Here is a 24,463-nt window from a genome sequence, read left to right as displayed (position 1 = left end):
ATGGACGGCCACTTGCGCGAGGCAGATTGCTTGCGTACAATCGCGCACCCTGAACTTCCTGGGCAGCACCTGCCTTACGCAATTGCACTTGGGCCGTTCCAGCCCCATGCAGCCATGCCAGCCAATACCTCTTCTTATAAAGAGCTGGGTGAGCAGGATTATCGGAGAAATACCATGTACGCAGTAATCGTTACCGGCGGTAAGCAATACAAGGTCGCTGAAGGTGAATACCTGAAGATCGAAAAACTGGAAATCGCTACTGGCGAATCCGTGACTTTTGATCGCGTTCTGCTGGTCGCCAACGGCGACGACGTGAACATCGGCGCACCAGTTGTTGCTGGCGCAACCGTCAAGGCTGAAGTGATCTCCCAAGGTCGTCACGATAAAGTCCGCATCATCAAGTTCCGTCGTCGTAAGCACCACATGAAGCGTATGGGCCACCGCCAGTGGTTCACCGAGATCAAAATCACCGGTATTCAGGCTTAATTACAGCCTAATTCCTCACTAGGAGAATTGAACTCATGGCACACAAAAAAGCTGGTGGTAGTACCCGTAACGGTCGCGACTCAGAAGCCAAACGCCTTGGCGTGAAAATGTATGGCGGCCAGGTCATCAAGGCCGGCAACATCATCGTGCGTCAGCGCGGCACCCAATTCCACGCTGGCTACGGCGTTGGCATGGGCAAGGATCACACTCTCTTCGCTAAAATCGAAGGCGTGATCAAGTTCGAAGTAAAGGGCGCCTTCGGTCGTCGTTACGTGAGCGTAATCGCGGCTTAATCGCGAGATCGCTGGAGAAGCCCTGTCTTGCGACGGGGCTTTTTCGTTTGTGGGGTGAGTCTCTTGCAAAGCTGTTTGTATGGGCTGTCGGCGTGCGATGCAGGTCGTGTCTTGGGGTCGCTGCGCTCATTTTTGCAAGAGTCTTATGTCTTGATTGTTTTTCGGCTCGTCCGTACGGCGAGAGGCGTTGGTTATGAAGTTTGTTGATGAAGTATCGATTCGCGTAAAGGCCGGTGACGGTGGCAACGGTGCCATGAGTTTCCGCCGGGAAAAATTCATTGAAAACGGCGGTCCGAACGGCGGTGATGGCGGTGATGGCGGTTCCATCTACATGATGGCCGACGAAAACCTCAACACCCTGGTCGACTACCGTTACACCCGTCACTTCGATGCCGAGCGTGGCTCCAACGGCGGCAGCACCGACTGCACCGGCAAGAAGGGCGAAGACCTGATCCTGCGCGTGCCGGTCGGCACCACCGTGATCGACTCTGCCACTCAGGAAGTCATCGGCGACCTGACCAAGGCCGGTCAGAAACTGATGGTAGTGCAGGGCGGCTGGCACGGTCTGGGCAACACCCGTTTCAAATCCAGTACCAACCGTGCACCGCGTCAGACCACGCCAGGCAAGCCGGGCGAGCAGCGCGACCTGAAACTGGAAATGAAAGTGCTGGCCGACGTCGGTCTGCTGGGCTTGCCGAACGCCGGTAAAAGTACTTTTATCCGTTCGGTCTCGGCGGCCAAGCCGAAAGTCGCCGACTACCCGTTCACCACGCTGGTGCCGAACCTGGGTGTGGTCAGCGTCGATCGCTGGAAGAGCTTCGTCATTGCCGACATTCCGGGTCTGATCGAAGGCGCTTCCGACGGTGCCGGCCTGGGCATTCGCTTCCTCAAGCACCTGGCGCGTACGCGTCTGCTGCTGCACCTCGTCGACATGGCGCCACTGGATGATTCCAGTGCTCCGGACGCGGCTGAAGTGATCGTCAACGAGCTGATCAAATTCAGCCCGTCGCTGGCCGAGCGTGATCGCTGGCTGGTGCTGAACAAGTGCGACCAGATCCTTGAAGAAGAGCACGATGCCCGGGTCAAGGAAATCGTCGATCGTCTGGAGTGGACCGGTCCGGTTTACGTGATCTCGGCCATCGCCAAGATCGGTACCGAGCGTCTGTGCCATGACATCATGCGCTACATGGAAGACCGTGCCGATCGCCTCGCCGCAGATCCTGCGTACAAGGAAGAGCTGGCCGATCTCGATCAGCGCATCGAAGACGAAGCCCGTGCTCAGTTGCAGGCGCTGGACGACAAGCGTGCCCTGCGTCGCAGTGGCGTGAAGTCGGTCCATGACATCGGCGACGATGACTGGGACGAAGAAGATGTGGATGACGAAGACGGTCCGGAAATCATTTACGTGCGTGACTGATCCGTTGCGATAAACTTGAACGCCGCTCAATCGAGCGGCGTTTTAGTATCCGGAAATCGATCGTTGGTCAGCAATCGCCACGATTAACGTCACGGGCAGTGCCAGGTCGCGCTGCCCTCAAGCTGAGGTTGAAGATGATGCGGAGCAAGGTGACAGGTGCGCAGCGTTGGGTCGTGAAGATCGGCAGCGCTTTGCTGACAGCTGACGGCAAAGGGCTGGATCGCGCGGCAATGAGTGTCTGGGTCGAGCAGATGGTGGCGCTGCATGAGGCGGGCGTCGAGCTGGTGCTGGTGTCCTCCGGGGCGGTGGCGGCCGGCATGAGTCGCTTGGGCTGGACCGCACGACCCAGTGCCATGCACGAGCTTCAGGCGGCCGCTGCAATCGGTCAGATGGGGCTGGTGCAGGCGTGGGAGTCGAGCTTCGCCGAGCATGGCCGGCACACTGCGCAGATTCTCCTGACCCACGACGACCTGTCCGACCGCAAGCGCTACCTCAACGCCCGCAGCACCTTGCGTGCACTGGTCGAGCTGAAAGTCATTCCGGTGATCAACGAAAACGACACCGTGGTCACCGATGAAATCCGTTTCGGCGACAACGACACGCTGGCGGCGCTGGTGGCCAATCTGGTCGAGGCCGATCTGCTGGTGATCCTCACTGATCGCGACGGCATGTTCGACGCCGATCCGCGCAACAATCCCGATGCGCAGCTGATTTATGAAGCACGCGCCGATGATCCGACGCTGGATGCGGTTGCGGGCGGTACCGGCGGTGCGCTGGGGCGCGGCGGCATGCAGACCAAACTGCGTGCAGCGCGCCTGGCAGCGCGTTCCGGTGCGCACACCATCATCGTCGGCGGGCGCCTTGAGCGCGTGCTTGATCGTCTCAAGGCGGGCGAGCGCATCGGCACGCTGCTATCGCCGGAGCGCGGCATGCTCGCGGCGCGCAAGCAGTGGCTGGCCGGGCATCTGCAAACCCGTGGCACCCTGGTGCTGGATGAGGGGGCGGTGTCGGCGTTGTCCAAGGGCAACAAAAGTCTGCTGCCGGTGGGGGTGAAACTGGTTCAAGGCAGTTTCCGTCGTGGTGAGATGGTCGTCTGCGTAGCGCCGGATGGTCGGGAGATCGCTCGGGGTCTGGCCAATTACAGCGCCCTGGAAGCGCAAAAAATCATCGGTCAGTCGTCGGATGCGATTGTCGGTTTGCTCGGTTACATGGCAGAGCCGGAACTGGTTCACCGTGACAACCTGATTCTGGTCTAAGGAAAATTCGATGCGTATAGCGAAAGGATTATTGGGTCTGCTGATGGCCATGCCATTGCTGGTCTCGGCCGAGGAGATCGGTCAGGTCTCGACGGTGTTCAAGTTCGTCGGGCCGAATGACCGGATCGTGGTCGAGGCCTTCGACGATCCGAAAGTCGAGGGCGTGACCTGCTACCTGTCGCGCGCCAAGACTGGTGGAGTGAAGGGTGGTCTCGGTCTGGCCGAGGATCGCGCAGAAGCGTCGATCGCTTGCCGCCAGGTCGGGCCGATCAAGTTCAAGGGTGAGCTGAAGGATGGCGATGAGGTGTTCAAGGAGCGCACTTCGCTGGTGTTCAAGACCATGCAGGTGGTGCGTTTCCTCGACAAGAAGCGCAACACGCTGGTGTACCTGGTCTACAGCGATCGCTTGATCGAGGGCAGTCCGCAGAATGCGGTCACGGCCATCCCGATCCTGCCGTGGGTACCGGTCCAGCAATAAGCGCCACCAATCCGAACTGTGGGAGCGAGCCTGCTCGCGAAGAGGTCATGTCGGTCGATAGAAATATCAACTGGCAGATCGCATTCGCGAGCAGGCTCGCTCCCACATTTTTTTGCCTGTAGCTTGTTAAATCACAGGCAATAAAAAACCGACCCTGACAGACTGTGTGAAAACCTAGCAATCTGCGCAGCGCTCAAAGAAAATGCTCCGTATCGAAAGATACGGAGCATTTTTCGTTATGGCCTACATCCAGGGACAATCCCGCAGCCAGACCAGCCTGTTTCCGGTCTCGCTGGAAGAGTTGATCCCCGAGGATCACCTCGTTCGCGTTATCGATCTTTACGTCGCCAAGCTGGATCTGGCTCGACTGGGCTTTGATAAAGCACTTCCCAAAAGCACCGGCCGTCCCTCTTACGATCCAGCGGATCAGCTCAAACTCTACCTCTACGGCTATTTCCAGCGGATTCGCTCATCACGACGGCTCGAAGCCGAGTGCCAGCGCAACGTCGAAGTGATGTGGCTGATCAATCGACTCAAGCCTGATTTCAAGACCATCGCCGATTTCCGTAAAGACAACAAAGCCGCTTTCATCGCGACGTGCCGGGCCTTCGTGCAGTTTTGCCGCTCAGCGGGGCTGATAACCGGCGAGTTGGTGGCCATTGATGGCAGCAAATTTCAGGCGGTCGCCTCTTCACGGCGTCATATGAATTTGAAGCGGCTCCAACATCAAGAGCAGAAGCTGGAGAAGCGCATCGCCCACTATTTGGCAGAGCTGGACGAGGCAGATAAAACCGAAGCCGGCGAGAAGATTGACCGCAATGCAATCAAGGCGACTTTGGCGCAACTTGAAGTCAGGCATTCCAATAACTTGACGTGCCAGGCGCTGATGAAATCCATGGAGCTTGAGCAATTCAATACCCACGAAAGCGATGCGCGAATGCTGCGAACGCACAAAGGGCCTCGGGTCGGGTACAACGTGCAGACAGCCGTGGACGCTGAAAACTGCATGATCGTGCATCATGAAGTGACTCAGGACAGCGATGATCGCAAGCAACTTGAACCGATGGCCAAGGCCGCCAAGGAACAACTTTCACAAGATGAACTGACGGTCACCGCGGATGCGGGCTACTCCAATGGCAAGCAGTTCCAGGCATGTGAGGATGAGAACATCACGGCTTATGTGCCTGTGGCGCGATCACTCAACTCCTGCGGCAAGGAGCAGATATTTTTCGATCGAACAGCATTTGCCTACGATGCGTCGCAAGATCGATATCAATGCCCTGCCGGAAAATGGCTGATCTTTAAGCAGATCAGCAACAAAGGCCGGATCTACCAAGCGAAGGTCAGCGACTGCGCAAGCTGCCCGATTAAAGCGAAGTGCACCGACGCCAAACGCCGATACATCTCGCGCCATCTGCACGAACAGGCTTTCGAGCGAATGGAGCAGCGAATGCAGGCACATCCCGAAATGATGGTCAGTCGACGATCCATCGTCGAACATCCCTTCGGCAACCTTAAACAGTGGTTATTTGGTAACGCTCGCTTCTTGCTGCGACAGCTTGAAGGCGCGAGAGCTGAAATGGCCTTGGCGGTGAACGCCTACAACCTGAAAAGAGCAATTAACGTGTTGGGCGTGCGCCAGATGATGGCGCTGATGGGCTGAAACGCCTTTTTTCGTTTGCTGTGAGCACAAAAGCAAACGCCCCGAACAAGTCGGGGCGTTTGCTGGAACCACCATCAGTGCGTTTTCACACAGTCTGCTGAGGTCGGTTTTTTAATGACTACGTCGATTAAGCGGCTTCTTTCAGCGCTTTGACGTGGCCATTCAGACGGCTCTTATGACGAGCAGCCTTGTTCTTGTGGATGATGCCTTTATCGGCCATACGGTCGATAACTGGCACAGCCAGAACGTATGCAGCTTGAGCTTTTTCAGCGTCTTTTGCGTCGATGGCCTTAACTACATTCTTGATGTAGGTACGAACCATGGAACGCAGGCTGGCGTTGTGGCTGCGACGCTTCTCAGCCTGTTTTGCACGTTTTTTGGCGGAAGGTGAGTTGGCCACCGTCGAGCTCCTCGAAAGACTTTTTAGGAAATAGCAAACAAAATAGGCCGCGAATCATGCCGATGAAGACTTGTCTTGTCAAGGGCACTTGAATCGTTCCGCTAAGTGGTAGGTATAAAGAGGCGGGATATTTATTTCCGGCGCTTGACCTGTAAACTCGCGAGCTTTGGCTCTGTGCTGTTGCGGCGCGGAGTATCGCACAAGTAGGCGCATTGTTCGCCTGCTGTTTATCGACAGGCACAAACTCTCTCAATGAATCTGCTCAAATCGTTGGCCGCCGTCAGCTCTATCACGATGCTTTCCCGGATTCTGGGTTTTGTTCGTGACACGCTGATCGCGCGGACATTCGGCGCCGGGATGGCCACGGATGCCTTCTTTATTGCGTTCAAACTGCCCAACCTGCTGCGGCGGATCTTTGCCGAAGGGGCTTTCTCCCAGGCGTTCGTGCCGATTCTGGCCGAATACAAAAGCCAGCAGGGCGAAGAGGCGACGCGTACCTTTATTGCCTATGTATCCGGCCTGTTGACGCTGGTGTTGGCGGTGGTGACGGCGCTGGGCATGATCGCCGCGCCCTGGGTGATCTGGGCCACAGCGCCCGGTTTTACCGATACCCCGGAGAAATTCCAGCTCACCTCCGATCTGTTGCGGGTAACCTTTCCTTATATATTGCTGATCTCGCTGTCGTCGCTGGCCGGCGCGATCCTGAATACCTGGAACCGCTTCTCGGTGCCGGCCTTCGTGCCGACTCTGCTCAACGTCAGCATGATCGTGTTTTCGCTGTTCCTCACGCCGTACTTCGATCCACCGGTCATGGCCCTTGGCTGGGCGGTGCTGGTCGGCGGTCTGGCGCAGTTGCTGTATCAGCTGCCGCACCTGAAAAAGATCGGCATGCTCGTGCTGCCACGCCTGAACCTGCGCGACAGCGGCGTGTGGCGGGTGATGAAGCAGATGCTGCCGGCGATTCTCGGCGTGTCGGTCAGCCAGATTTCATTGATCATCAACACCATCTTCGCCTCGTTTCTGGTCGCAGGTTCGGTGTCGTGGATGTATTACGCCGACCGTTTGATGGAATTGCCGTCGGGTGTGCTGGGTGTGGCTCTCGGGACGATTCTGCTGCCAACGCTGGCCAAGACCTACGCCAGCAAGGATCGCCACGAGTATTCGCGAATCCTCGATTGGGGGCTGCGCCTGTGCTTTGTGCTGGTGCTGCCGTGCGCGCTGGCACTGGGGATTCTTGCCGAGCCGCTGACGGTTTCATTGTTTCAATACGGCCAGTTCAGTGGCTTTGATGCCGAGATGACCCAGCGTGCGCTGATTGCCTATTCTGTCGGCCTGCTCGGGATTATCGTGATCAAAGTGCTGGCGCCGGGCTTTTATGCGCAACAAAACATTCGCACCCCGGTGAAAATCGCGATTTTCACGCTGGTCTGTACCCAGTTGTTCAACTTGGCGTTGATCGGCCCACTGGCCCATGCCGGCCTTGCCTTGGCGATCAGTGCCGGTGCTTGCCTGAATGCCGGGCTGCTGTTCTATCAGCTGCGCAAGCAAAAGATGTATCAACCGCAACCGGGCTGGGGCAAATTCGGTTTCAAGCTGGTCGTTGCAGTGACCGTGATGTCGGCGGTGTTGCTGGCCTGCATGCATTTCATGCCCGCGTGGGATGAGGGGCATATGCTCGAGCGCTTCCTGCGGCTGGGCGCGCTGGTGGTTGCTGGCGTGGTGGCGTATTTCGGTATGTTGCTGCTGCTGGGTTTCCGCCTGCGCGACTTCAATCGCAAAGCCTTGAGCTGAGGTTTCAGTCTTTATAAACAGGCACGGGCCGGCGGTTTTGTCGGCTCGTTCACTTTGCGTTACGGTGTTGCCTGTCGTCGGCCGTCGGGTGTGGTTATAATCGACCACTTTATGAGCAAGAAGCGCGTTATGCAGCTGGTTCGAGGCCTCCACAACTTGCGCCCCCAGCATCGGGGCTGCGTCGCCACTATTGGCAACTTTGACGGTGTTCACCGTGGTCACCAGGCTATCCTGGCCCGGCTGCGTGAGCGTGCGCTCGAGTTGGGCGTACCCAGCTGCGTGGTGATTTTCGAGCCGCAGCCACGGGAGTTCTTTGCTCCCGACACCGCACCGGCACGTCTGGCGCGGTTGCGCGACAAGCTGCAATTGCTGGCCGCTGAAGGCGTCGACCGGGTGCTGTGCCTGGCGTTCAACCAGCGGCTGAGCAAGCTCAGCGCCAGTGAGTTCGTCGATACCATTCTGGTCGATGGCCTTGGCGTGCAGCATCTGGAGGTCGGTGACGATTTCCGTTTCGGTTGCGACCGCCTCGGTGATTTCGATTTTCTGATGCAGGCCGGGCAGGTTCACGGTTTCACCGTCGAAGCGGCGCAAACCGTCGAGCTGGACGGCATTCGCGTCAGCAGCACGCAGGTGCGCAACGCCTTGGCTGCGGCCGATTTTGCCTTGGCCGAACGCTTGCTCGGCCGTCCGTACCGCATCGCCGGTCGCGTGCTGCATGGTCAGAAACTGGCCCGGCAACTGGGCACGCCCACTGCCAACATTCAACTCAAGCGTCGTCGCGTGCCGTTTACCGGGGTGTATCTGGTGAATGTCGACATCGACGGCAAGACCTGGCCCGGCGTCGCCAATATCGGCGTGCGCCCCACGGTGCAAGGGGATGGCAAAGCCCACCTCGAGGTCCATCTGTTAGATTTTGCCGGCGATCTGTATGACCGGCGTTTGAGGGTGGTTTTCCACCAAAAGCTGCGTGAAGAGCAGCGCTTCGCCTCTCTGGAGGCATTGAAAACGGCGATCAATGCGGATGTCGCCACCGCCCGTGCACTAGCCGCACCTAGCGCCCATCGCTAATGAAGAGCCTTAAATGACCGACTATAAAGCCACGCTAAACCTTCCGGACACCGCCTTCCCAATGAAGGCCGGCCTGCCACAGCGCGAACCGCAGATCCTGCAGCGCTGGGACAGTATTGGCCTGTACGGAAAGTTGCGCGAGATTGGCAAGGATCGTCCGAAGTTCGTCCTGCACGACGGCCCTCCGTACGCCAACGGCACGATCCACATCGGTCACGCACTGAACAAGATTCTCAAGGACATGATCATCCGCTCGAAAACCCTGTCGGGTTTCGACGCGCCGTACGTCCCGGGCTGGGATTGCCACGGCCTGCCGATCGAGCACAAGGTTGAAGTGACCCACGGCAAGAACCTCGGCGCGGATAAAACCCGCGAGCTGTGCCGTGCCTACGCCACCGAGCAGATCGAAGGGCAGAAGTCCGAGTTCATCCGTCTCGGCGTGCTGGGCGACTTCGCCAACCCGTACAAGACCATGGACTTCAAGAACGAGGCCGGTGAAATCCGCGCCCTCGCCGAAATCGTCAAGGGTGGCTTTGTCTTCAAGGGCCTCAAGCCGGTGAACTGGTGCTTCGATTGCGGTTCGGCTCTGGCTGAAGCGGAAGTCGAGTACGAGAACAAGAAGTCCTCGACCATCGACGTCGCGTTCCCGATCGCTGACGAGGCCAAACTGGCTGCTTCGTTCGGTCTGGCGTCGCTAAGCAAACCTGCTGCGATCGTGATCTGGACCACCACGCCGTGGACCATCCCGGCCAACCAGGCGTTGAACGTGCACCCGGAATTCAACTACGCCTTGGTCGATATCGGCGACAAGCTGCTGGTGCTGGCTGAAGAGCTGGTCGAAGCCTGCCTGGCGCGCTATGGCGTGCAAGGTTCGGTCATCGCCACCACCACCGGTAAAGAGCTGGAGCTGATCAACTTCCGTCACCCGTTCTACGATCGTCTGTCGCCGGTGTACCTGGCTGACTACGTCGAACTGGGCGCTGGCACCGGCGTGGTTCACTCCGCCCCGGCCTATGGCGTGGACGACTTCGTGACCTGCAAGAAATACGGCATGGTCAACGACGACATCCTCAACCCGGTACAGAGCAACGGCGTGTACGTGCCGTCGCTGGAATTCTTCGGTGGCCAGTTCATCTGGAAGGCCAACCCGGCCATCGTGGAAAAACTGACCGAAGTCGGTGCGCTGATGCACACCACCGTCATCGAACACAGCTACATGCACTGCTGGCGCCACAAGACCCCGCTGATCTACCGCGCCACCGCGCAGTGGTTCATCGGCATGGACAAGGAGCCAACCAGCGGCGACACCCTGCGCGTGCGCTCGCTCAAAGCCATCGAAGACACCAAGTTCGTTCCGGCCTGGGGCCAGGCGCGCCTGCACTCGATGATCGCCAATCGTCCGGACTGGTGCATCTCGCGTCAGCGCAACTGGGGCGTGCCGATCCCGTTCTTCCTCAACAAGGAAAGCGGCGAGCTGCACCCGCGTACCGTCGAGCTGATGGAGGAAGTCGCCAGACGCGTTGAAGTCGAAGGTATCGAAGCCTGGTTCAAACTCGACGCTGCCGAACTGCTCGGTGATGAAGCGCCGCAGTACGACAAGATCAGCGACACCCTCGACGTCTGGTTCGACTCGGGCACCACGCACTGGCACGTTCTGCGCGGTTCGCACCCGATGGGCCACGAGAGCGGCCCGCGTGCCGACCTGTACCTGGAAGGTTCCGACCAGCACCGTGGCTGGTTCCACTCCTCGTTGCTGACCGGTTGCGCCATCGACAACCACGCGCCGTACCGCGAACTGCTGACGCACGGCTTCACCGTCGACGAGTCCGGCCGCAAGATGTCCAAATCGCTGGGCAACGTGATCGCGCCGCAGAAGGTCAACGACACCCTGGGCGCCGATATCATGCGTCTGTGGGTCGCTTCGACCGACTACTCCGGCGAAATGGCGGTGTCCGAGCAGATTCTGCAGCGCAGCGCCGATGCCTATCGTCGTATCCGTAACACCGCGCGCTTCCTGCTTTCCAACCTGACCGGTTTCAACCCGGCCACCGACCTGCTGCCGGCCGAAGACATGCTGGCGCTGGATCGCTGGGCCGTGGATCGTACGCTGCTGCTGCAACGCGAGTTGCAAGAGCACTACGGCGAATACCGTTTCTGGAACGTCTACTCGAAGATCCACAACTTCTGCGTGCAGGAGCTGGGTGGTTTCTACCTCGACATCATCAAGGACCGCCAGTACACCACCGGCGCCGACAGCAAGGCCCGGCGCTCGTGCCAGACCGCGCTGTTCCACATCTCCGAAGCGCTGGTGCGCTGGATCGCGCCGATCCTCGCCTTCACTGCTGACGAACTGTGGCAATACCTGCCGGGCGAGCGTAACGAGTCGGTCATGCTCAACACCTGGTACGAAGGCCTGACCGAGCTGCCGGAAGGCTTCGAGCTGGGTCGCGCCTACTGGGATCGCATCATGGAAGTGAAGGTCGCGGTCAACAAAGAGATGGAAATCCAGCGTGCGGCGAAAGCCGTCGGTGGCAACCTGCAGGCCGAAGTGACGCTGTTTGCCGAAGAGGCGCTGAGCGCCGATCTGGCCAAGCTGAGCAACGAGCTGCGCTTTGTCCTGATCACCTCGACTGCCAGCGTTGCACCGTTCGTTCAGGCTCCGGCCGATGCAGTGGCCACCGAAGTCAGCGGTCTGAAACTGAAGATCGTCAAATCGGCGTTCCCGAAATGCGCGCGTTGCTGGCATTGCCGCGAAGACGTCGGCGTGAACCCGGAGCATCCGGAAATCTGCGGGCGTTGCGTCGACAACATCAGCGGTGCTGGCGAGGTTCGTCACTATGCCTGATGCCATTGGCCGTTTCGGACGGCTGAGCTGGCTGTGGTTGAGCTTGCTGGTTCTGGTCATTGACCAGGCCAGCAAGTTCTACTTCGAAGCCAAGCTCGAAATGTTCCAGCAGATCGTGATCATTCCCGATCTGTTCAGCTGGACCCTGGCCTACAACACTGGCGCTGCTTTCAGCTTCCTCGCCGACAGCTCCGGCTGGCAGCGCTGGCTGTTTGCCCTGATCGCGATTGTGGTCAGTGCCGTGCTGGTGGTCTGGCTCAAGCGTCTGGGTCGCAACGACACCTGGCTGGCCGTCGCCCTGGCGTTGGTGCTGGGTGGCGCGCTGGGCAACCTGTATGACCGCATTGCCCTGGGCCATGTGATCGACTTCATTCTGGTGCACTGGCAGAACCGCTGGTATTTCCCGGCGTTCAACATTGCCGACAGCGCGATCACCGTTGGCGCGATCATGCTGGCACTGGACATGTTCAAATCGAAGAAAACCGAAGAGGCTGCTCATGACTGAACCGCTATCGACTGAGCAACGCATCGGCCAGAACACCGAAGTTACGCTGCACTTTGCTTTGCGCCTGGAAAACGGTGACACCGTCGACAGTACCTTCGACAAGGCCCCGGCGACGTTCAAGGTCGGCGATGGCAACCTGCTGCCGGGCTTCGAAGCCGCACTGTTCGGCTTCAAGGCCGGCGACAAGCGCACCCTGACCGTCGAGCCGGAAAACGCTTTTGGTCAGCCGAACCCGCAGAACGTGCAGACCATCCCGCGTTCGCAGTTCACCGACATGGAGTTGTCGCCGGGTCTGCTGGTGATCTTCAACGATGCGGCCAATACTGAATTGCCAGGTGTGGTGAAGGAATTCGACGACACGCAAGTGACCGTCGACTTCAACCACCCGCTGGCGGGCAAGACGCTGACCTTTGACGTGGAAATCATTTCCGTCAAAGCGATCTAAAAATGCAGGAGTGAGCTTCTGTGGCGAGGGGATCTATCCCGCTGGGGTGCGAAGCGCCCCCAGACCAGTCAACGGATTCTGAGACAAGTCCGTTGACGGTCCACGACTGCTAAGCAGCCGAGCGGGATGAATTCCCTCGCCACAACAAGCAGGTCTCCACAGTCTGTTTTCCATTGTTTTCGCGCGCAAGACACGAGGCACAGCATGCAAATCAAACTCGCCAACCCCCGTGGCTTCTGCGCCGGTGTGGACCGGGCGATCGAAATCGTCAACCGCGCCCTGGAAGTTTTCGGGCCACCGATCTATGTGCGTCACGAAGTGGTGCACAACAAGTTCGTCGTCGAAGACCTGCGCAGCCGTGGCGCGATTTTCGTCGAAGAGCTCGATCAGGTGCCCGATGACGTGATCGTCATCTTCAGCGCCCACGGTGTTTCCCAAGCCGTGCGCAATGAAGCTGCAGGTCGTGGCCTGAAAGTCTTCGATGCAACCTGCCCGCTGGTGACGAAGGTGCACATCGAAGTCGCCAAATACAGCCGCGACGGTCGTGAATGCATCCTGATCGGCCACGCCGGTCACCCGGAAGTCGAAGGAACCATGGGTCAGTACGACGCCAGCAATGGCGGCGCGATCTACCTCGTTGAAGACGAAAAGGACGTGGCCGCACTGCAGGTGCGCGATTCGGAAAGACTCGCTTTCGTCACCCAGACAACCTTGTCGATGGACGATACCAGCCGTGTGATCGACGCCCTGCGCACGCGCTTCCCGGCCATCGGTGGCCCGCGCAAGGACGACATCTGCTACGCCACACAAAACCGCCAGGACGCCGTCAAGCAACTGGCCGACGAATGCGACGTGGTGCTGGTGGTCGGCAGCCCGAACAGTTCGAACTCCAACCGTCTGCGTGAACTGGCTGAGCGCATGGCGACTCCGGCGTACTTGATCGACGGTGCCGAGGATCTGCAACAGAGCTGGTTCGACGGCGTCGAGCGCATTGGTATTACCGCTGGCGCCTCCGCACCGGAAGTGCTGGTCCGGGGCGTGATTCAGCAATTGCAGGCCTGGGGCGCGACAGGTGCCGACGAGCTGGCTGGCCGTGAGGAGAACATCACGTTCTCGATGCCGAAAGAGCTGCGCGTCCGTTCGATCTGAAGCTTCTGCGTTTGTCGCACAGCGCCTGTTCGGTCTCCTGACTGCCCAGGCGCACGCGACCGGTCGCCGCCAGCACGATCTGCCGCTGGCTGACCGGTTCGCGCGGCGAGCAGATGTGTATCGTCCCCGCCTGAAATCGCCGCCCCGGCATCAGCGGCTGCCCCAGATGACTGAAGCGCACATAGCGGCTCACCCACCAGTTGCCGACAATCGGCACCTTCGCCTCACTGGCGTGTTCAACCAGCAGCGGATTGCTGCTGTCCTCCGGCCCCTTGCCGCTTCGATCCAGAATGATCCGCCAACCCTGACTCCAGTCACCGTCGATACCATGGATCACCACGCTCTGATTGTGCGTGATCGCCAGTGTGCGAGCGTGGCGGATGCCTTCGAGCAGCGACTGCGCTGCGTGGTCGCGCTGAGTCGCTTGCTTGAGCGCGGCGAACGCCGGGCTGACCAGCAGCAGAACAATTGCGCCAATCGCCAGTCCCCTAAGCAGTTCAATCAGGCTGAAACCGTGTTGCGGCATGAAAAATCCCTCCGTGGAATGGTGTGAGCGGCGCGTTCCGTGCGCCGCGCAGGGCAAATCAGTCGGCGCGTGCCGAGCGAATGTTCTAGCGTGTAAAAGCAGGTATAGCCGACGGCAACGGAGGGCACCGATGGATCTTCGTACAAAAGGTTTCACGCTGGTCGAGTTGCTGGTCGCCATCGCGGTGTTCCTGGTGCTTATCACGCTGGCGGTGCCGGCCTTTACCCGTACGATCCAGAGCAGCAAGGCAGATACTGAAGTCGGTGACTTGCAGCGCGCGATCAATTTCGCCCGGCTCGAAGCGATCAATCGTGGCGTGACCACGCGTCTGCGTCCGACCGCCGGCGGCAGTGTGTGGACCGGTGAGCTGGCGGTCTACGACAGTACTGGCAATCCGGCCAATGTGTTGCGGGTTGTTCCAGCGCTGAGCAGCGGCGCGACTCTGACGCTACCCTCAGGAGTGACCGCACTGGATTTCAACAATCTTGGTGGTCTGGCGGCACCGTCGACGGCGGTAGTCATCGGTTACACGCTGGGCACGCAAAGCAGGACGCTGAACGTGTGTTTGAACGGACGCATTCAACTGGGTGGAAATTGCGGATGAGGGCAGGGAGCAAAAACGCACAGGAGGGCATGACGCTGATCGAAGTGCTGGTCGCGCTGCTGATTCTCACCGTCGGGCTGTTGGGCGCAGCGGCGGTGCAGCTCAATGCGCTGAAGTACACCGACAGTTCGCGGATGACCAGTCAGGCCAGCTTCATCGCCTATGACATGATGGATCGCATCCGCGCCAATTCCGGCGCCAACTACACCGTTACGCCACCGACCTCGGGCAACCTCAGTAATGCGCGGGACCAGGACCTCTACGACTTCACCACCAATATCGCCAACTTCGGCGGCCCGACCGCGACGGGCAGTATCACCCTCAACCAGCGGGTCTACACCATCACCATTACCTGGAGCGATGCGCGCGCGGCCAACTCTGCCAGTGCCCAGCGCAGTTTCGTCCTGACCAGCCGGGCGGCGGTCGATCCGGTGGCCACACCATGACGCGTTCCAACCGTGGTTTCGGCCTGATCGAGTTGCTGATTGCTCTGGCTTTGGGTTTGATCGTTGTACTCGGTGTGGTGCAGATTTTCATCGCCGCAAAAAACACCTACGTCAGCCAGAACAGCGCCGCAGCGATGCAGGAGGATGCGCGCTTCGTCCTCAGCAAAATGATTCAGGAAATCCGCATGGTCGGCATGTTCGGTTGTCTCGGCACCATCGTCGACTCCAGCTCAGCAGGGGATTTCAACGCCGCGCAACTTACCCCGATCAACTGGGACAACGCCAGTCTCAAGCTGACCATGGTCACCGCCGATGTCGGCAGCGGCGGGGGAACGCCGACCTGGACGGTGATTTCCGACTGTCGCAACAGCGCGGTCGCCTACAGCGGATTGCGCAACCCGACCACGGGGCAGATCGCGTTTCCGATCCGGCGCCTGATCTACAGCTTCAGCAATAATCAGATCCTTATGGGCACTGGCAGCGGCAATCCGGCGCAGCAAGTGCTGGTGAACAATGTCAGCGCCTTCAACGTCACCTTCGGCCTGGCCAGCTCGGCGACAGACGTCGCAGCCTCAACCTACAGCAGCAACCCCGGCGATCCCGCGCGCATCCGCAGTGTGCGCCTGAGCCTGACCCTCACCGACCCGAACAATCGGGTGCGCAATCAAACCTTCAACGTGGTTGCGGCATTGCGCAATCGCTTGCCATGAGGGGGGCGGCGATGAGGATTTCCTTGCAGCAACGTCAGGCCCAGCGCGGCATGGTCTTGTTGGTGAGTCTGGTGTTTCTGCTGTTGCTGACATTGATCGGTTTGTCCTCGATGCAGAGCGCCAACCTGCAAGAGAAAATGGCCGGCAGCGTAAGCCTGCGCAATCAATCATTTCAGGCGGCCGAAGCGGCATTGCGTGTCGGCGAGAGCGCAGTGCAACTGGACAGTTACTCGTTGGCGGTGTGCAGCGGCACGAGCCAATGTCTGCCGCCGGCGGAATCGTCATCGGTCAGCTCGGCAGGTTTCAATTCGACCTCCGGGGTGACGTGGATCGCTGCCGGTAATGGCTTTTATGGCGTGCAGAACATCGGCACGACCCTGACGGCGGTGAACGTGCCCAGTAACACCTCGGCAACCTTATATCGAGTGACTGCGGTCGGCATCGCCGGCAATTCGCGTAGCGTGGTGGAGAGTGTCTATGCGAAGTATTGAGCGCGGCGTGTCGCTGCTGATCGGCATGCTGCTGAGTTGTTACCTGGCGGCACCGGCCTGGGCTTTCGCGCCTTCCGATTCGCCATTGCTGAGCGCGGCTGCGGTAGCGCCAAACGTGATGCTGCTAATCGACGACTCCGGCAGTATGAACAGCATCATCTACGCCGCCGGATTCGACCCGAACGTCAACCGCACACCCGCCCGGCAGTGCAATGCCTTCCTCGGCTTGTGCTCCGCGCTCAATGCGCCGCAGATAACCGGCGACACGGTATTTTTATCGAGCCTGCCAACCTCCGGTTGCTCGGGAGGCGCCTATGCGTTTTACAACAACAGTGTGGCGCCGTTGTGCCTGAAATTGCCCGATCCTGTAGGCAACGAGAACACTCGGTATTCCGCCGATTACATTTCCTACATAGTCGGCCTCGCCAACAGCAACGGCACCCGCGACTTCACCACGGGGGCGATCCCCAACGATTACCGGATGAACGTCGCGCGCAACGTTTCCACTGCACTGGTGAGCAGCAACCGCAGCTTGCGCATGGGCCTGTCGACATTCAATCCGGCGACCAGCAGCAACCCGGGCAACGGCGGTTTCATCGCCCGCTCGATCACCGATTTGTCACCCGTCGCGGGCAGCGTCACCCAGGCCCAGGCAGACACCAACTACAACGCGCTGATCTCATCGATCAACGGCTTGAACGCCGTGGCCAACACGCCATTGGCCGAGAGCTATTACGAACTCACGCGCTACATGCGTGGCTTGGCGCCTTACTACAACGGCACACCGGCGACCTATACCAGTCCGATTCAATACCGCTGCCAGAAAAACTACGGCGTGGTGATTACCGATGGCTTGCCGACCTATGACCGTACCTTCCCGACCAACGATCCGCTGGGAGGCAGTCGCTTACCGAACTGGGATGGCGTGAATAACGATGGCGACAACCTCAACGGTGACGGCGAAGGTGACACGCTGTATCTGGATGACATCGCCAAATTCGCCTTCGACATCGACATGCGCTCGACCGGCACCGACGCCGCCGGCAAGAGCTGGAACGCGGTGGATTTTCCCCGGCAGAACATGAACACCTACACCGTGGGTTTCGCGGCGGATAACGACATGTTGTCCGACGCTGCCAGTTACGGGCAGGGCAGGTATTACCAGGCGACCGACAGCTCCGGGCTCAATGCGGCGTTATCGTCGGCACTCAGCGATATCACTTCCAAGGCCGGCTCCGGTGGTGCCGGTGTTGCCAGCAGCAGTACGTTGACCAGTGGCAGCAGTTTTTACCAGACAACCTACGATCCCAAGGATTGGCGCGGCACGATCAGGTCGTTCGGCTTTACCTCGACCGGCACGGTAAATACCTCGGCGGCGCAATGGTCGACCGACACCACCATCGTGCCCTCTGCTACAGCGCCGACTTTCCAGTCATGGAACACCTTGAGCAATACGCCCATTGCTCTGGCATTCGGCAGCTTTTCCCCAGCCCAGCAGAACACGCTGAATCAGGGCCTGCCCACCGGTATCAGCGGCACTGAACTGGTGGAGTGGAGCAAAGGGACCAACAGGACCGGGCTCAAAGTGCGCACTGCGCTGCTGGGCGACATCATCAATTCGCCGCTGGTGCTCGCGTCGCCATCAGACAAGTCCGCATCCGATCTGACGGGTGACAGCAGTTACACCAACTACCTGACCACCAAGGCTGCGAACATGAATGCCAGTCTGGTGGTGAACGCCAACGACGGTTTCGTCAACGTGATCAATTCGGCGAACGGCACCCGCCGTTATGCCTACATGCCTTCCAGCGTGCTGCCTTCGTTGCGGCTGATTGCGGATACCAATTACGTCAACGGCGTCAGCCACAAGTTTCTCGTGGACGGTCAGCTCGGCGTGTTCGATGCGCAGGCCGGCACCACCTGGAGAACGCTGGCCATTGGCGGAACGGGGGCCGGTGGTAAAACCTTTTACGGACTGCAACTGTTCGATGCCTCGGCAGGCAACGTGATCAAGGCACTGTGGGAAGTCAGTGCGCCGGCTACGGCAAATGCGTCGAATGCTTTCAATGATCTGGGTTACGCCTACGCGCGTCCGGAAGTGGCACGCTTGGCCAATGGTCGCTGGGCAACATTCATCGCCAATGGTTACGGCAGCAATTCGGGGGTTGCGGCTTTGTATGTACTGGATGCAATGGATGGTTCGCTGATCAGGAAAATCGTCATCGACAGCACGGAAACCACTAACGGTCTGTCTTCGGTAAAACTCAGGGTCAATTCCTCGAACGTGGTGCAGGCTGCCTACGCTGGTGACCTGAAGGGGCGTATGTGGAAATTCGACTTGAGCGCACCCGGGGCAGAAAGCTGGGGCGTGGCGTTTGCCGGCAAGCCATTGTTCACCGCCCCGGGCGGGGCAACGCAGCCGATCACCGCGCAACCGCTGCTGGCGGACAACCCGCAGGGCGGCAAGCAGGTGTTCTTTGGCACCGGCAAGTTCAACGAAACCGCCGACAAGACCAACAAGGATCTGCAGGCGTTCTATTCGATCTGGGATGCAGAGGGTGGGGCCGGCCAAATCACCGTCAGCAGTTTGCAGGCACAGGCGATAACCGGTTCGTTCTCCGGCAGTTCCGGGCAGTTCCTGACCACCAGCCAGAATGAAACGACGTATCCGGCAGAGAAAGGCTGGTATCTGCCGCTGGTGTATAACAACGTGCTGACCGGTGAACGCGTGATCAATCAGGCCAGTCTTGTGTTGGGGCGAGTTGTTTTCACCACTGCCAGCGTCGATACCACCGACCCGTGTTCGAGCTTTGGTACGGGCCGACTGGTCGAACTCGATGCGTTCAACGGTAAGATGCTCAACTATGCCGTGATCGACACCACCGGCGACCGTTTGGTCGATGGCACTGACACGATATCAAGTGGCGTGGTATTTACCGGTGGCATTCCGACCCTTAACGTCATTTCCGCCGGTGGTACGGGAAAGGTCGTGACCGACACCAGTGGCGTCATCACCACCATTGTAGAGAAGGGTGGCGGTGGCAGCCGTCGTATCATGTGGCGACAAATCCAGTAAGCGAGAATTTGAGGCATGCGCAGATCCAGCCGAGGTTTTACCCTGATCGAGATCATGATCGTCATCGCGATTGTCGGGATCATCCTCACCATCAGCATTCCCAGCTACAACGAATACGTGAAGAAGGGCCGTCGCGCCGAAGTGGTTTCGCTGCTCTCGGAGCAGGCGCAGACCCTCGAGCGTTTCTACACCCGCAACAATGTCTACACCGGCGTCACCGGACTGAGCACGGGCAATGATTTCTACACCATCACCCCGACGCTGACCGACCAGACCTTTGTGCTGACTGCGGTGCGTAAAACCGGCTCGGCCATGGCGACCGACAAATGCGGGGATTTCACCCTGACCAACACTGGCGTGCGAAGCATGAACAACGCGACCACCGGAGTGACTGCCAAGGATTGCTGGGGCCGCTGACGCATTCTTTTTCGGGCGCCTTTTGCGCCCACTGTCTTTTTACGGTTGGATCAAACATGACCAGGCAACAGCAAGTGGTGATTGTCGGCGGCGGGGTGATTGGCCTGCTCACCGCCTACAATCTCGCCTCCGAAGTGCGCAGCGTGGTGCTGCTGGATCGCTCGAATGTCGGCCAGGAATCGTCCTGGGCTGGCGGCGGCATCGTCTCGCCGTTATACCCGTGGCGCTACAGTCCGGCAGTCACCGCGCTGGCGCATTGGTCGCAGGACTTTTATCCACAGCTCGGCCAGCGCTTGTTTGCTGACACGGGGGTTGATCCTGAGGTGCACACCACTGGCCTGTATTGGCTGGATCTGGACGATGAAACCGCAGCCCTGGCCTGGGCCGAGCGGGAAAATCGGCCGCTGCGGGCTGTGGATATCTCGGCGGCACATGACGCGGTGCCGGTGCTCGGCAGCGGTTTCAGCCGGGCGATCTACATGGCCGATGTCGCCAACGTGCGCAATCCACGGCTGGTCAAATCGCTGAAAGCCGCGCTGCTGGCGCTGCCGAACGTGACGATTCATGAGCAATGCGAAGTCAGTGGCTTCGTCCGCGAGGGCGAGCGCGTGGTCGGCGTGCAGACTTCGACGGGGTTGATCAATGGCGACCAGATTGTGCTGACGGCGGGGGCGTGGAGCGGTGATCTGCTCAAGACGCTGAACCTGACGCTGCCGGTCGAACCGGTCAAAGGCCAGATGATTCTCTACAAGTGCGCGGCTGATTTCCTGCCAAGCATGGTGCTGGCCAAGGGGCGTTATGCGATCCCGCGTCGCGACGGTCACATTTTGATCGGCAGCACGCTGGAGCACGAAGGTTACGACAAGACCCCGACCGATGTAGCGCTGCAAAGCCTCAAGGCCTCGGCGATCGAATTGTTGCCGGCGCTGGCGGATGCCGAAGTGGTCGGGCACTGGGCCGGACTGCGGCCGGGGTCGCCGGAAGGGGTTCCCTTTATTGGCCGGGTGCCGGGATGCGAAGGGCTGTGGCTGAACTGCGGGCATTACCGCAACGGGCTGGTGCTGGCGCCGGCATCGTGTCAGTTGTTTGCCGATGTGATGTTGGGGCGGGCGCCGATTATTGATCCGGCGCCGTATGCGCCTGAGGGCCGGATTTAGTCAGAGGCGGGTAGACCGCCTTCGCGAGCAGGCTCGCTCCCACAGGAATACTCATTCCAAATGTGGGAGCGAGCCTGCTCGCGAAGGGGCTTTTAATCCAGGCCCAATTTCTTCAGCCGATAGCGCATCGACCGAAACGACAGACTCAACCGCTGCGCCGCCGCCGTGCGGTTCCAGCGGGTTTCCTCAAGCGCCTGCAAAATCAGCTTCCTCTCGACGCTCTCCAGATAATCCTCAAGATTGTCGATCTGCGTCAGATCGGCCATCGCCCCGTCCGCCGTGCAATTGCCTTCGCTCAAGCGCAGATCCTGCGCTTCGATCGTGCGGTTTTCACACAGGGTGTGCGCGCGTTCGAGAACGTTCTCCAGTTCGCGCACATTGCCGGGGAAGCGATAGTTCTTTAGCGCCTCCAGCGCTTGCGGGTGCAGGCGCGCTTCGGGTTGTCCGGTGTCTTTGGCCAGGCGCTTGAGCACGTGCATGGCAAGCGCCTCGATGTCGTCACGGCGTTCGCGCAGGGACGGCACACGCAGTTCGATGACGTTGAGCCGGTAATACAGATCCTGGCGGAAGCGTTCGGCTGAAACTTCGGCTTCAAGGTCTTTGTGCGTGGCGCAAAGGATGCGCACATCCACCACCGTTTCCTGCTGGCCGCCGACGCTGCGCACGGCTTTTTCCTGAATCGCCCGCAGCAGTTTCACTTGCATCGACAGTGGCAAATCGGCGACTTCATCGAGAAACAGAGTGCCGCCATGGGCCGCTTGAAACAGCCCCGGCTTGTCTTCGACGGCTCCAGTGAAACTGCCTTTGCGGTGGCCGAAAAATTCGCTTTCCATCAGTTCCGATGGAATTGCCCCGCAGTTCACCGGCACAAAGGGTTGGCTGGCGCGCGGACCTTGTTCGTGGATCAGACGCGCGACCAGTTCTTTGCCGCTGCCGGATTCACCACTGATGTACACCGGCGCCTGACTGCGTGCGAGCTTGTCGATCTGCCTGCGCAGATTGGCCATCGGCGGCGAGTCGCCCAGCAAGCGTCGCTCGATTGCCGTGCTCAAGCCGCCCGCTGTCGGCAGGCGTAGCGCCGAGCTGACCAGTTCGCGCAAGCGCGGCAGTTCCACCGGTTTGGTGAGGAAGTCGAACGCCCCGGCCTTCAGCGCATTGATCGCAGTTTCCAGGCTTCCGTACGCCGTGATCATCGCTACCGGCAGGTGTGGATCGCGTTGCTGAATGTGTTGCACCAGCTCCAGCCCGGTGCCGTCGGGCAGGCGCATGTCGGTCAGGCACAGGTCAAAGTGCTCGCGCTGCAACAGCGCCTGAGCTTCGCCCAGATTGCGTGCGCTGAAGGTCTCGAGTTTCATCCGTCCCAGGGTGATTTCCAGGAGCTCGCGGATATCCGGTTCGTCGTCGACGATTAGAATTTTTTGCCGTGGGCTTGTATTCAACTTTGTTTCCGTCCGTGAGCAAAAGTGATGCGAAAGCAGCCGCCGCCTTGGCGTGATTTGAAGTCTAGGCGTGCCTGATTGCTTTCGCACAGCTCACGGGACAGATAAAGGCCAAGGCCGGTGCCTTGGCTGCTGGTAGTGAAGAACGGCTCAAACAGATGCGCCTGTTCATCGGCCGACACGCCGGGGCCGTTGTCCTGCACTTCGAGCACTGCCAATTGGCTTTCGGGGTCGACAAACAGTGCCAGCCAGACGTCGGCCTGCTCGTGCAGTTGCGCACTGTGACGCCAGGCGTTGCGGATCAGATTGTCGAGAATCTGCCGCAGCTGGTTGGGATCCATCAGCGTGGTGAAATCGCCGGAATTGATTCGCAGATGAATGTGCTGGCGCTCGTTGGCCTGCTCGCGGGTTTCGCCGACGAAGTCTTCCAGCCACGGCTTGAGGTCCAGCCGTTGCGGCGCGCTTTGCTGGCGGCGGGACAGTTGCAGGACGTTTTCGATGACTCGGTTCATGCGCTGGGAGTGGTCTTGAATAATCTGCGTCAGACGTCGATCTGCGCTATCGAGTTCCTCGGACTCGGCCAACAGCTGCGCGGCATGACTGATCGCGCCCAGTGGATTGCGAATTTCATGGGAGATGCCGGCGGTCAAACGCCCGAGCGCAGCGAGCTTGAGTTGCTGCGCCTGTTGGGTGATTTGCGCCAGGTCTTCGAGAAACACCAGCGTCTGCTGGTTCGGACTCTGCTCAAGGGCGATGAAGCTGGGTTGCAGCTCAAGGCCATTGCCGGGGATTTTCAGGCTCTGCGGGCGCAAGGTCGGGTTGTTGCGCCACAGTTGCAGACGCTCGACCAGTGCTGGCGAATATTCGTCGATCAAATGACCTTGCAGGTGACTATGGGCGAGCAGACTCTGCGCGCTGTGATTGGCCAGTTGCACCCGGCGTTGCTCATCGAGCACCAGAATCCCCGTGCGCATGCGTTGCAGGATCAACGCGTTCAGCGCCTCCAGGCTGACCACCTCGCTTGCGCGCTGTTCGGCCAGGGTCTCGCTGACTTCGAGGCGACGAATCAACCCTTGCACCAGCAATGAGGCGGCGAAGCACAGCGCGCCGAGGGTGCCGGCTTGCAGGTAAGCGTTGGCGCTGAGGGGCTGGCTGAGACCCAGTAGGAAGCTCAGGCCGACAATACCGATCGCCGCAATGGCGGCAATCAGCAGGCCGATGCGTCGGCGCAGCAGGGTGTTGCTGATCGCCACCGAGACCACCAGCAAATTGCCCAGCGCACTGGCCACGCCGCCGGCCGCGTAGAACAGGCCGCACAACAGCAGCACATCGACAAGCGCCAGGGAGAACAACTGCGCCGGGCGCCGGGTGTTTTCGAGAAACACCACCAGCAGCATGTTGATGATCAGGTACAGCCAGCTGCCGCCGCGCAGCAGATCGTCGTTGGCCGACGTCAGCAGGCTGTTGTCCATGTTGCTGGAGATCAGCAGCACCAGGGTGATGCCGACACTTAACCGGTACAGGTGATAAAGGCGCAGCAGACGCTGAGCCTGTTTTTGGTCGGTCTCAGCGACCACTGGCGCCCGGGCCTTGCTCGAGATGAGCCTGGCTGCAATACCACAGTTGCTGGTTGCCCAGCGCGCGGTCGCGGGGCAGGTGCACACCGCAGTGGGCGCAGCGCACCATCGGCGGCGCGTCCTGTTCGCGCGGCGATCGGGTGGACGAGGCGGGGGCCTTGAATTTGCGCCAGAGCCAGATGGCGGCGAAGATCAGGACAATCCAGAACAATAAACGAAGCATG

24 protein-coding genes are annotated in these 24,463 nt (G+C 59.7%); 19 read left to right on the top strand and 5 right to left on the bottom strand.

Annotated elements, in window-relative coordinates:
- The first annotated feature begins 174 nt into the window (after positions 1 to 174).
- From rplU to OC605_RS04000, 6 genes are all read left to right on the top strand, one after another.
- A complete protein-coding gene (gene rplU / locus OC605_RS04025; RefSeq protein WP_007924746.1) occupies positions 175 to 486 on the top strand; it encodes a 50S ribosomal protein L21 in 312 nt (103 codons plus the stop codon).
- Positions 487 to 521: 35 nt separating this feature from the next.
- On the top strand, positions 522 to 779 hold the full coding sequence (gene rpmA / locus OC605_RS04020; RefSeq protein WP_016773121.1) for a 50S ribosomal protein L27: 258 nt from the start codon (positions 522 to 524) through the stop codon (positions 777 to 779).
- A 193-nt stretch (positions 780 to 972) separates the two neighbouring features.
- Positions 973 to 2,196 (top strand): Obg family GTPase CgtA, encoded by a 1,224-nt coding sequence (gene cgtA, locus OC605_RS04015; RefSeq protein WP_016773122.1) that lies wholly within the window; start codon positions 973 to 975, stop codon positions 2,194 to 2,196.
- A 137-nt stretch (positions 2,197 to 2,333) separates the two neighbouring features.
- Positions 2,334 to 3,452, top strand: a complete 1,119-nt coding sequence (gene proB, locus OC605_RS04010) for a glutamate 5-kinase (RefSeq protein ID WP_039761700.1) — start codon at positions 2,334 to 2,336, stop codon at positions 3,450 to 3,452.
- A gap of 10 nt (positions 3,453 to 3,462) precedes the next feature.
- Positions 3,463 to 3,930 carry a CreA family protein gene (locus OC605_RS04005; protein WP_262136353.1) on the top strand — a complete coding sequence of 156 codons (468 nt, stop codon included), beginning with the start codon at positions 3,463 to 3,465 and terminating at the stop codon, positions 3,928 to 3,930.
- Between the two features lie 238 nt (positions 3,931 to 4,168).
- Positions 4,169 to 5,593 carry an IS1182 family transposase gene (locus tag OC605_RS04000; RefSeq protein WP_177434347.1) on the top strand — a complete coding sequence of 475 codons (1,425 nt, stop codon included), beginning with the start codon at positions 4,169 to 4,171 and terminating at the stop codon, positions 5,591 to 5,593.
- Positions 5,594 to 5,720: 127 nt separating this feature from the next.
- On the opposite strand, the gene rpsT is transcribed toward OC605_RS04000, so the two are convergent.
- A complete protein-coding gene (gene rpsT / locus OC605_RS03995) occupies positions 5,721 to 5,993 on the bottom strand; it encodes a 30S ribosomal protein S20 (RefSeq protein ID WP_003228351.1) in 273 nt (90 codons plus the stop codon).
- A gap of 252 nt (positions 5,994 to 6,245) precedes the next feature.
- Between rpsT and murJ the strand changes: the two genes are divergently transcribed.
- The 6 genes from murJ (at position 6,246) to ispH (ending at position 13,796) form a co-directional block, all read left to right on the top strand.
- Entirely contained in the window at positions 6,246 to 7,784 is a 1,539-nt protein-coding gene (gene murJ / locus OC605_RS03990; RefSeq protein ID WP_130902281.1) for a murein biosynthesis integral membrane protein MurJ, read from the top strand.
- 129 nt (positions 7,785 to 7,913) lie between these two features.
- Positions 7,914 to 8,852 (top strand): bifunctional riboflavin kinase/FAD synthetase, encoded by a 939-nt coding sequence (ribF, locus tag OC605_RS03985; protein WP_262136352.1) that lies wholly within the window; start codon positions 7,914 to 7,916, stop codon positions 8,850 to 8,852.
- A 13-nt stretch (positions 8,853 to 8,865) separates the two neighbouring features.
- Positions 8,866 to 11,697: an isoleucine--tRNA ligase gene (ileS, locus tag OC605_RS03980; protein WP_262136351.1), complete on the top strand. Its 2,832-nt coding sequence runs from the start codon at positions 8,866 to 8,868 to the stop codon at positions 11,695 to 11,697.
- Positions 11,690 to 12,202, top strand: coding sequence for a signal peptidase II (gene lspA, locus OC605_RS03975; RefSeq protein ID WP_024014359.1), 513 nt, complete (start codon positions 11,690 to 11,692; stop codon positions 12,200 to 12,202). The genes ileS and lspA overlap by 8 nt, the downstream gene beginning before the upstream one ends.
- Positions 12,195 to 12,647, top strand: coding sequence for an FKBP-type peptidyl-prolyl cis-trans isomerase (gene fkpB / locus OC605_RS03970; RefSeq protein ID WP_016773128.1), 453 nt, complete (start codon positions 12,195 to 12,197; stop codon positions 12,645 to 12,647). The genes lspA and fkpB overlap by 8 nt, the downstream gene beginning before the upstream one ends.
- A 204-nt stretch (positions 12,648 to 12,851) precedes the next feature.
- Entirely contained in the window at positions 12,852 to 13,796 is a 945-nt protein-coding gene (gene ispH / locus OC605_RS03965; RefSeq protein WP_130902282.1) for a 4-hydroxy-3-methylbut-2-enyl diphosphate reductase, read from the top strand.
- On the opposite strand, the gene OC605_RS03960 is transcribed toward ispH, so the two are convergent.
- Positions 13,753 to 14,322, bottom strand: a complete 570-nt coding sequence (locus tag OC605_RS03960; RefSeq protein WP_262136350.1) for a GspH/FimT family protein — start codon at positions 14,320 to 14,322, stop codon at positions 13,753 to 13,755. The genes ispH and OC605_RS03960 overlap by 44 nt on opposite strands.
- Positions 14,323 to 14,452: 130 nt before the next feature.
- Here OC605_RS03960 and OC605_RS03955 point away from each other — a divergent pair, with 130 nt between their 5' ends.
- Genes OC605_RS03955 through thiO form a run of 7 tightly spaced genes read left to right on the top strand, consistent with a single transcriptional unit; the run spans position 14,453 to position 21,223 of the window.
- Positions 14,453 to 14,926: a GspH/FimT family pseudopilin gene (locus tag OC605_RS03955; protein WP_262136349.1), complete on the top strand. Its 474-nt coding sequence runs from the start codon at positions 14,453 to 14,455 to the stop codon at positions 14,924 to 14,926.
- Positions 14,923 to 15,372, top strand: coding sequence for a type IV pilus modification protein PilV (pilV, locus tag OC605_RS03950; RefSeq protein WP_024014356.1), 450 nt, complete (start codon positions 14,923 to 14,925; stop codon positions 15,370 to 15,372). The genes OC605_RS03955 and pilV overlap by 4 nt, the downstream gene beginning before the upstream one ends.
- On the top strand, positions 15,369 to 16,082 hold the full coding sequence (locus tag OC605_RS03945) for a PilW family protein (protein WP_262136348.1): 714 nt from the start codon (positions 15,369 to 15,371) through the stop codon (positions 16,080 to 16,082). The genes pilV and OC605_RS03945 overlap by 4 nt, the downstream gene beginning before the upstream one ends.
- A gap of 11 nt (positions 16,083 to 16,093) precedes the next feature.
- Complete coding sequence (locus tag OC605_RS03940; RefSeq protein ID WP_016773134.1) at positions 16,094 to 16,573, top strand: PilX N-terminal domain-containing pilus assembly protein; 480 nt, start codon at positions 16,094 to 16,096, stop codon at positions 16,571 to 16,573.
- Entirely contained in the window at positions 16,560 to 19,649 is a 3,090-nt protein-coding gene (locus tag OC605_RS03935) for a pilus assembly protein (protein ID WP_262136347.1), read from the top strand. The genes OC605_RS03940 and OC605_RS03935 overlap by 14 nt, the downstream gene beginning before the upstream one ends.
- Positions 19,650 to 19,664: 15 nt before the next feature.
- Positions 19,665 to 20,066 carry a type IV pilin protein gene (locus OC605_RS03930; RefSeq protein WP_262136346.1) on the top strand — a complete coding sequence of 134 codons (402 nt, stop codon included), beginning with the start codon at positions 19,665 to 19,667 and terminating at the stop codon, positions 20,064 to 20,066.
- Between the two features lie 56 nt (positions 20,067 to 20,122).
- The gene (thiO, locus tag OC605_RS03925; RefSeq protein ID WP_262136345.1) at positions 20,123 to 21,223 is read left to right on the top strand and encodes a glycine oxidase ThiO; all 1,101 of its coding nucleotides are present in this window, start codon (positions 20,123 to 20,125) and stop codon (positions 21,221 to 21,223) included.
- Positions 21,224 to 21,315: 92 nt separating this feature from the next.
- Here thiO and OC605_RS03920 read toward each other — a convergent pair whose 3' ends face one another.
- From OC605_RS03920 to OC605_RS03910, 3 genes are read right to left on the bottom strand one after another with little or no spacing between them, the layout of a single operon-like run.
- Positions 21,316 to 22,662, bottom strand: coding sequence for a sigma-54-dependent transcriptional regulator (locus tag OC605_RS03920; RefSeq protein WP_133339061.1), 1,347 nt, complete (start codon positions 22,660 to 22,662; stop codon positions 21,316 to 21,318).
- A complete protein-coding gene (locus OC605_RS03915) occupies positions 22,659 to 24,239 on the bottom strand; it encodes a sensor histidine kinase (protein ID WP_262136344.1) in 1,581 nt (526 codons plus the stop codon). Before OC605_RS03915 ends, OC605_RS03920 begins: the two co-directional genes overlap by 4 nt.
- A complete protein-coding gene (locus OC605_RS03910) occupies positions 24,229 to 24,462 on the bottom strand; it encodes a PP0621 family protein (RefSeq protein ID WP_212617163.1) in 234 nt (77 codons plus the stop codon). The genes OC605_RS03915 and OC605_RS03910 overlap by 11 nt, the downstream gene beginning before the upstream one ends.
- Position 24,463 lies beyond the last annotated feature (1 nt).

The organism is Pseudomonas sp. Marseille-Q5117 (assembly GCF_946901175.1).
GTDB classification, from domain to species: Bacteria; Pseudomonadota; Gammaproteobacteria; order Pseudomonadales; family Pseudomonadaceae; genus Aquipseudomonas; species Aquipseudomonas iranensis.
This window is presented reverse-complemented; position numbering and strand designations above follow the sequence as displayed.

Coding starts and splice junctions, on each gene's coding strand:
- rplU (WP_007924746.1), top strand. CDS start 175: ATGTACGCAGTAATCGTTACCGGCGGTAAGCAATACAAGGTCGCTGAA.
- rpmA (WP_016773121.1), top strand. CDS start 522: ATGGCACACAAAAAAGCTGGTGGTAGTACCCGTAACGGTCGCGACTCA.
- cgtA (WP_016773122.1), top strand. CDS start 973: ATGAAGTTTGTTGATGAAGTATCGATTCGCGTAAAGGCCGGTGACGGT.
- proB (WP_039761700.1), top strand. CDS start 2,334: ATGCGGAGCAAGGTGACAGGTGCGCAGCGTTGGGTCGTGAAGATCGGC.
- OC605_RS04005 (WP_262136353.1), top strand. CDS start 3,463: ATGCGTATAGCGAAAGGATTATTGGGTCTGCTGATGGCCATGCCATTG.
- OC605_RS04000 (WP_177434347.1), top strand. CDS start 4,169: ATGGCCTACATCCAGGGACAATCCCGCAGCCAGACCAGCCTGTTTCCG.
- murJ (WP_130902281.1), top strand. CDS start 6,246: ATGAATCTGCTCAAATCGTTGGCCGCCGTCAGCTCTATCACGATGCTT.
- ribF (WP_262136352.1), top strand. CDS start 7,914: ATGCAGCTGGTTCGAGGCCTCCACAACTTGCGCCCCCAGCATCGGGGC.
- ileS (WP_262136351.1), top strand. CDS start 8,866: ATGACCGACTATAAAGCCACGCTAAACCTTCCGGACACCGCCTTCCCA.
- lspA (WP_024014359.1), top strand. CDS start 11,690: ATGCCTGATGCCATTGGCCGTTTCGGACGGCTGAGCTGGCTGTGGTTG.
- fkpB (WP_016773128.1), top strand. CDS start 12,195: ATGACTGAACCGCTATCGACTGAGCAACGCATCGGCCAGAACACCGAA.
- ispH (WP_130902282.1), top strand. CDS start 12,852: ATGCAAATCAAACTCGCCAACCCCCGTGGCTTCTGCGCCGGTGTGGAC.
- OC605_RS03960 (WP_262136350.1), bottom strand. CDS start 14,322: ATGCCGCAACACGGTTTCAGCCTGATTGAACTGCTTAGGGGACTGGCG.
- OC605_RS03955 (WP_262136349.1), top strand. CDS start 14,453: ATGGATCTTCGTACAAAAGGTTTCACGCTGGTCGAGTTGCTGGTCGCC.
- pilV (WP_024014356.1), top strand. CDS start 14,923: ATGAGGGCAGGGAGCAAAAACGCACAGGAGGGCATGACGCTGATCGAA.
- OC605_RS03945 (WP_262136348.1), top strand. CDS start 15,369: ATGACGCGTTCCAACCGTGGTTTCGGCCTGATCGAGTTGCTGATTGCT.
- OC605_RS03940 (WP_016773134.1), top strand. CDS start 16,094: ATGAGGATTTCCTTGCAGCAACGTCAGGCCCAGCGCGGCATGGTCTTG.
- OC605_RS03935 (WP_262136347.1), top strand. CDS start 16,560: ATGCGAAGTATTGAGCGCGGCGTGTCGCTGCTGATCGGCATGCTGCTG.
- OC605_RS03930 (WP_262136346.1), top strand. CDS start 19,665: ATGCGCAGATCCAGCCGAGGTTTTACCCTGATCGAGATCATGATCGTC.
- thiO (WP_262136345.1), top strand. CDS start 20,123: ATGACCAGGCAACAGCAAGTGGTGATTGTCGGCGGCGGGGTGATTGGC.
- OC605_RS03910 (WP_212617163.1), bottom strand. CDS start 24,462: ATGCTTCGTTTATTGTTCTGGATTGTCCTGATCTTCGCCGCCATCTGG.